Raw genomic sequence first — 6,133 nt, 5'->3', positions numbered from 1 at the left:
GCCCAGCCCGGCACGCTCCGCGACGGCGCCGAGGACCATCCACGCGCCCTGACGGGTCAGCCGGCCGCCCCGCGCGTTGAGGAAAAGCGCTCCGGCGGTGCCGGATCTGGCCTTGCGCGCGAGTTCCGGACGCAGACGGACGAGGTAGTCGTCTATGGCCCGGCAGGCATAGGAGCCGACCGGGACCAGGCGCTGCTTGCCGCCCTTGCCGTCGAGGATGACGGTGCGGTCCTCGCGGTCCACGTCGTCGACGTCCAGGGCCACGGCCTCGCTCACGCGCGCCCCGGTGCTGTACAGGAACTCCAGCAAGGCCCGATCGCGCAGGGCCAACGGCTCGTCGATCTCGGTCGCGGCCAGGAGGCGTTCCACGTCGTCGAGCGGCAGCGCCTTCGGAAGCCGGAGCGGGACCTGCGGCGGCGGCACGTCGTCGGTCACGTCGACCCCGACCCAGCCCTCTGACAGCGCGAACCGGTGTAAGCCGCGTACAGCCGACATAGTGCGAGCAGCGGACGACGCGGCACCATCTTGGAGGCTTGCTAGGAAAGCCGACACATCCGCGCGCTCGATGTCGGTGAAATTTGCACGCCCCCGGGTGTCCAAGAAAACCCCGTACCTCGCGAGGTCCCGGCGATAGGCGGCAAGGGTGTTGGCACTCAGTCCGCGTTCCACGGACAGGTGCTCTAGGTGCGCTTTTACGCGGGATTCGACGTCGTCGGACACGGGCTCACGGTACCCCGGCCCGGCCCCGCGGCGACCCCTGAAGTTCCTGACGGGTCGGCAGGTAGGACCGCGTTCGATGATGTTTTCCCGGGAGTTCGGCGGGAGGTCTTACCTGCGGGGGTGCGATGGCGTAAAACTGTCGTTCCGGCACTGTGCCGAACATGCGTAGGGAACGCATCGGGCATTATGGGGGTTAGCACCACAATGGATCTGTCCAGGCTTGACCGTACCCGGAGGGCGTTGGCCGTCATCGGGCTACTGGCCCTTGTCGACTCTTTCCTCCACTGGGCGGATCTGAGCGTCGCAGGCCACACCTACTCGCAGTTCAACTGGAACGGCTGGAACGCGGGCCTGGGCGCCTGGCTTCCGATGCTGCTCCTCCTGGCGCTCGGCGCCCTGGCCGCGCTGCCGGCGTTCGGCCGGGACTTCGCCGTCCCGCTCGGCCTGCCGCTGGTCGGCGCGGTGGTCGGAGCACTGAGCTTCGTCATCATCGTGCTGCGCTGGATCACGCTGCCCAGCGAGATGGGCGCCTCGATGAGCGCCGCGTTCGGGCTCTACATCGGCCTCGTGCTGGCGATCGCCGCGACGGTGTTCGGGTGGCTGGACTACCGGGCCGGGGGCGGCGACCTGAAGTCCGCCACCGACTCGCTCAAGCAGGCGCAGGGCTCGTTCCGCAACCAGCCGCCGCAGGGCGGCGGTGCGCCCTACCAGCAGGGACAGCAGCCTTACGACCAGCCCCCGGCGGGTCGGCCCTACGACCCGAATCAGGGCGGCGGCCAGCCCTACGACCCCAACCAGGGCGGCGGTCAGCCCTATGACCCGAACCAGGGCGGCGGCCGGCCCTACAACCAGGGCTGATCGGCGGCTCTTCGAGCCATGACGCGGGCAAGGGCCCTGGCAAGTGCCAGGGCCCTTCTTCATGCCATCCGGCCGGCCTGTGCTCAGGCCAGCACCTCGTCCAGCTTCAGCGAGGGCAGCCCGTGCGCCTCGCCGACCTGCGGGTAGGTGAGCTGGCCGTCGTGCGTGTTCAGGCCCAGGGCCAGGGCGTGGTCGCGCTGGCAGGCGTCCTTCCAGCCGAAGTTCGCGATCTCCACCGCGTAGGGCAGGGTGACGTTGGTCAGCGCGTAGGTGGAGGTGTAGGGCACCGCGCCGGGCATGTTGGCCACGCAGTAGAACACCGAGTCGTGGACCTGGAAGGTCGGTTCGGCGTGCGTGGTCGGGTGCGAGTCCTCGAAGCAGCCGCCCTGGTCGATGGCGATGTCGACGAGCACCGAGCCCGGCTTCATGCGGGAGACCAGCTCGTTGCTGACCAGCTTGGGGGCCTTGGCGCCGGGGACCAGGACCGCGCCGATCACCAGGTCGGCGTCCAGACAGGCCTGCTCGATCTCGAAGGCGTTCGAGGCCAGGGTCTGGATCTGGCCGAACTGGTCGGCGTCGACCTGCCGGAGCCGGGCGATGCTCTTGTCGAGCAGCTTCACCTGCGCGCCCATGCCCTTGGCGATGACCGCGGCGTTGATGCCGGACACGCCGCCGCCGATGACCACCACGTTCGCGGCCTGGACGCCGGGCACGCCGCCCATCAGCACACCGCGCCCGCCGTTGGCCTTCTGCAGCGTCGCGGCGCCGACCTGGGCCGCCATCCGGCCGGCCACCTCGGACATCGGGGCCAGCAGCGGCAGCGAACCGTCGGGCAGCTGGACGGTCTCGTAGGCGATGGCGGTGATGCCGGCGTCCAGCAGCGCGTCGGTGCACTCCAGGGAGGCGGCCAGGTGCAGGTAGGTGAACAGGACCTGGTCCCGGCGCATCCGGTGGTACTCGGCCGCGATCGGCTCCTTGACCTTCAGGATCAGGTCGCCGGTGGCCCACACCTCGTCGGCGGTGTCCAGGATGGTCGCGCCGGCGGCGACGTACTGCTCGTCGGAGAGCGAGGAGCCGGCGCCGGCGTCCTTCTCGACGAAGACCTCGTGGCCGTTGCGGACCAGCTCGTGGACCCCGGAGGGGGTGATCGCGACACGGAACTCGTTGTTCTTGAGTTCGCGGGGAACGCCGACCTTCATGGCGACCAGTCCTTCGTTCGGTTCGGTACGGCGCCGACCTCGCTGTCGGCTCCGGCTGTGCGAGTGTATCTCCGCGTGACCGGCCCGATCGGTTGACAGCTTGTCAGGCTGAGGGGCGGAATTCGTACGGAGTGACGGTACCGGCCCCTGGGAATCGAAGGTGGCCGAGGTCGTCAACCTGCGGAAGACAGGCGAAAACCCCGCCCGCCTCGTGGTGTTCGAGGGGACGGGGTTTCTCCATGGTACCCGCGGTCGGCCGGGCCCGGAGCCGGCGTCAGCCCTTGACGCAGACCACCTGCTTGAGCTCCGCGACGATCTCCACCAGGTCGGTCTGCTGGGCCATGACCGACCGGATGTCCTTGTACGCGCCGGGGATCTCGTCGACCACGCCCGGGTCCTTCCGGCACTCGACGCCCTTGGTCTGCTTCTTCAGGTCCTCGACGGTGAACTGCTTCCGGGCCTGGTTCCGGCTCATCAGCCGGCCGGCCCCGTGCGAGGCCGAGTTGTACGCCGCGGCGTTGCCCAGACCGCGCACGATGTAGGAACCGGTGCCCATCGACCCCGGGATGATGCCGAGGTCCCCGCCGCCGGCCCGGATCGCCCCCTTGCGGGTGACCAGGACGTCGACACCGTCGTAGGTCTCCTGCGCAACGTAGTTGTGGTGGCAGGAGATGGCCTTGTCGAAGGTGACCTTCGGGAACTCCTTGCGCAGCACCTCGGCGAACAGCCACAGCATCACGGCCCGGTTCCGCCGCGCGTACTCCTGCGCCCAGAACAGGTCGCGCCGGTAGGCGGCCATCTGCGGGGTGTCCGCGAGGAACACCGCGAGGTCCGGGTCCGGCAGGTCCTGGTTCTGCGGGAGCGTGCGGGCCACCTCGATGTGGTGCGCGGCCAGCTGGTTCCCGATGCCCCGGGAGCCGGAGTGCAGCATCAGCCACACGCCGCCCTGCGCGTCCAGGTTCACCTCCAGGAAGTGGTTCCCGCCCCCGAGCGTCCCCATCTGCTCCGAGACCCGGCCCCGCTTGCCCCGCGTCACGGAGTGTTCGAGCTCGTCGAAGCCCTGCCAGAACTCGTGCCACCCCCGCAGCGGCTTCTTCGCGCCGGGCTCCTGCACCGCCTCCAGCCGTACGTCCTTGTGGTGGACGCCCCGCCCGACCGGCACCGCCTGCTCGATCCGGGTCCGCAGCCTGCTGAGATCGTCCGGCAGCTGGTCGGCGACGAGCGAGGTCTTGACCGCGGACATCCCGCAGCCGATGTCGACCCCGACCGCGGCCGGCGAGACAGCACCCTTCATCGCGATGACGGACCCGACCGTCGCCCCGATCCCCCGGTGCACGTCGGGCATCACGGCGACGCCGTGCGTCCAGGGCAGGGCGGCGACGTTTCGGAGCTGGTCCAGCGCCTGCGGCTCCACAGACTCCGGCTCGGCCCACATCCGGATCGGCGAGCTCTGCTCGGTCGATCCGGGAACTGTCGTGTACATGCTTGTCTACCCTGCCTCATTCGCATTCGCGTTCGTTGATGACGGGAACTATGACGCCATGCGAACGCCGGTGCGGGCAACAGGATTTGCGGCGCCTAAGCTCTAATACCCCCGGGCCCGCATCAAGGCATGTTCCAGCACGACAATCAGCGATTCCCGCACCGAATCCGCGCTCCGGGCGTCGAATGCCACCACCGGCACCTCCGGTGCCACGTCCAGCGCCGACCGCACCGCGGGCAACGAGTGCGAGAGCACCCCGTCGAAGGCGTTCACCGCTATCGCGAACGGGGTCCCTTCCCGCTCGAAGTAGTCCACCGCGGGGAAGCACTCGTCCAGGCGCCGGGAGTCCACGACCACCAGCGCGCCGAGGGCGCCGGCCGTGACGTCCTTCCACATGAAGCCGAAGCGGTCCTGGCCCGGGGTGCCGAAGATGTACAGCTTCAGCGTGGGGTCCAGGGTCAGGCAGCCGAAGTCCATCGCGACCGTGGTGGTGGTCTTGCGCGGGGTCAGGCTGGTGTCGTCCACGCCCGCGGCCACCTCGGTGATCGCGGCCTCGGTGGTCAGCGGCTCGATCTCGCTGACCGCCCCGATGGCGGTGGTCTTGCCCACGCCGAAGCCGCCGGAGATCACCATCTTCACCGGCTGCGGCGGCCGGATGGCCGTCGCCGTGGGTGTGGCTTCAGTCATGGCCGGGCCCGCCTGACGTGTGTATTGCGCGGAGGCCATCGATCACCCTTCTCAAGATGTCCAGATCCGAGCCGCCGGCCGCGCGGGGGACGTGGACGGTCAGCAGCTGTCGTGTGTGCAGGTCGCCCACCAGGACGCGGACCACGTTCAGGTGCAGTTTCAGGCGGGCGGCCAGCTCGGCCAGGGAGACCGGGACGCGGCAGGTCTCGATGATGGCGCGGCGTTCGAAGGCCAGGTGCGGCTCCTCCAGCTGGGCCAGCGCCTCGGGGGTGGCGACCAGCTGGGTCTCCATCGGCAGCGCTTGTTCGCCGTCGACCACCCGGCCCTCGGTGAGCAGGAACGGCCGCACCGCCGAGACCTGCTCCACGGCGTCGCGGCGGCCCTGCTCGGCGGGGCCCGCCCGGCCCGGTTCGCTCACCCCTGCCCACCACCTGGCCTGCGTGCGGGGACGCCCATGCCGACGGTGTTCTTCAGCTCGATGATCAGCGCCGGGCTCAGGACCGCGCCGACCCGGTTGGCGAACAGCGTCATCTCATAGGCGACGTTGGCCAGCTTGGCGTCGGCCGTGGTGACCGCGCCGAGCACCGCGCCGCTGCCGATCCGGGTGATCAGCAGGTAGCCGCCCTCCATGTCGATGATGACCTTGTTCAGCGCGCCCAGGCCGTAGTTGCCGCCGGCGCCGGCGGCCAGCGAGGTCATCCCGGAGACCACGGCGGCCAGCCGCTCGGAGGACCCCGGGTCCTGCGGGCGCGAGACCGCGATCAGCAGCCCGTCGGAGGAGACCGCGATGGCGTCCACGACGCCGGCGGTCTCGTTGGCGAACCGGGCGACCATCCACGTGAAGTCCGCGGCGTCGGCTGCGAGCCGCTGATCTTCGCTCTCCCACGGGGCGGCACTGTTAGAGCCGATCATGGTGTCGTCCTCCTATTGGTCTTCCCCGTCCCGCTCCGGCGTGGTCGGGCCCGCGTGGCGGGCCGCCTGCCGGCGGGTCGGCAGCTGCGTCGTCTGGTCGGCGCTGTCGCGGTTCGCTCGTTCCACTCCCGCCTCGAACTCCTGCAACGCGTCCCGCACGGCCCGCGCGTCCTGCTGCTGGGCCGGCCCCTCGGTCACCGCGGAGAGCTGGCTGGTCGGCCAGTCCGGATGCGAGGGCGTCTTGCGGACTCGGCGGGGCAGGGCTCCGTCGGAA

At 70.1% G+C, this 6,133-nt stretch carries 8 protein-coding genes; 1 reads left to right on the top strand and 7 read right to left on the bottom strand.

The annotated features are described in order from the left end of the window. Positions 1–720: tyrosine-type recombinase/integrase (locus IZR01_RS53915; protein ID WP_194927696.1), on the bottom strand; the 720-nt coding region annotated here is incomplete at its 3' end. Between the two features lie 240 nt (positions 721–960). On the opposite strand from IZR01_RS53915, the gene IZR01_RS47495 reads away from it, so the two are divergent. Next, a complete protein-coding gene (locus IZR01_RS47495) occupies positions 961–1,578 on the top strand; it encodes a hypothetical protein (RefSeq protein ID WP_194927695.1) in 618 nt (205 codons plus the stop codon). An 83-nt stretch (positions 1,579–1,661) separates the two neighbouring features. On the opposite strand, the gene ald is transcribed toward IZR01_RS47495, so the two are convergent. From ald to IZR01_RS47465, 6 genes are all read right to left on the bottom strand, one after another. Next, complete coding sequence (gene ald, locus IZR01_RS47490) at positions 1,662–2,777, bottom strand: alanine dehydrogenase (RefSeq protein ID WP_194927694.1); 1,116 nt, start codon at positions 2,775–2,777, stop codon at positions 1,662–1,664. A 274-nt stretch (positions 2,778–3,051) separates the two neighbouring features. Next, positions 3,052–4,260, bottom strand: a complete 1,209-nt coding sequence (locus IZR01_RS47485; protein ID WP_194899519.1) for an RtcB family protein — start codon at positions 4,258–4,260, stop codon at positions 3,052–3,054. A gap of 102 nt (positions 4,261–4,362) precedes the next feature. Next, positions 4,363–4,947: a GTP-binding protein gene (locus tag IZR01_RS47480; RefSeq protein WP_194927693.1), complete on the bottom strand. Its 585-nt coding sequence runs from the start codon at positions 4,945–4,947 to the stop codon at positions 4,363–4,365. Then, entirely contained in the window at positions 4,940–5,365 is a 426-nt protein-coding gene (locus IZR01_RS47475; RefSeq protein WP_194899517.1) for a DUF742 domain-containing protein, read from the bottom strand. Before IZR01_RS47475 ends, IZR01_RS47480 begins: the two co-directional genes overlap by 8 nt. Continuing rightward, positions 5,362–5,859 carry a roadblock/LC7 domain-containing protein gene (locus IZR01_RS47470; RefSeq protein WP_194927692.1) on the bottom strand — a complete coding sequence of 166 codons (498 nt, stop codon included), beginning with the start codon at positions 5,857–5,859 and terminating at the stop codon, positions 5,362–5,364. The genes IZR01_RS47475 and IZR01_RS47470 overlap by 4 nt, the downstream gene beginning before the upstream one ends. Before the next feature lie 12 nt (positions 5,860–5,871). Continuing rightward, on the bottom strand, positions 5,872–6,133 hold a 262-nt coding region (locus IZR01_RS47465), incomplete at its 5' end, for a hypothetical protein (RefSeq protein WP_194927691.1).

Origin of the sequence: Catenulispora pinisilvae, assembly GCF_015356865.1 — a bacterium.
GTDB lineage: Bacteria > Actinomycetota > Actinomycetes > Streptomycetales > Catenulisporaceae > Catenulispora > Catenulispora pinisilvae.
The sequence above is the reverse complement of the archived record's forward strand: the minus strand, read 5'-3'. Positions and strand labels throughout refer to the sequence as shown.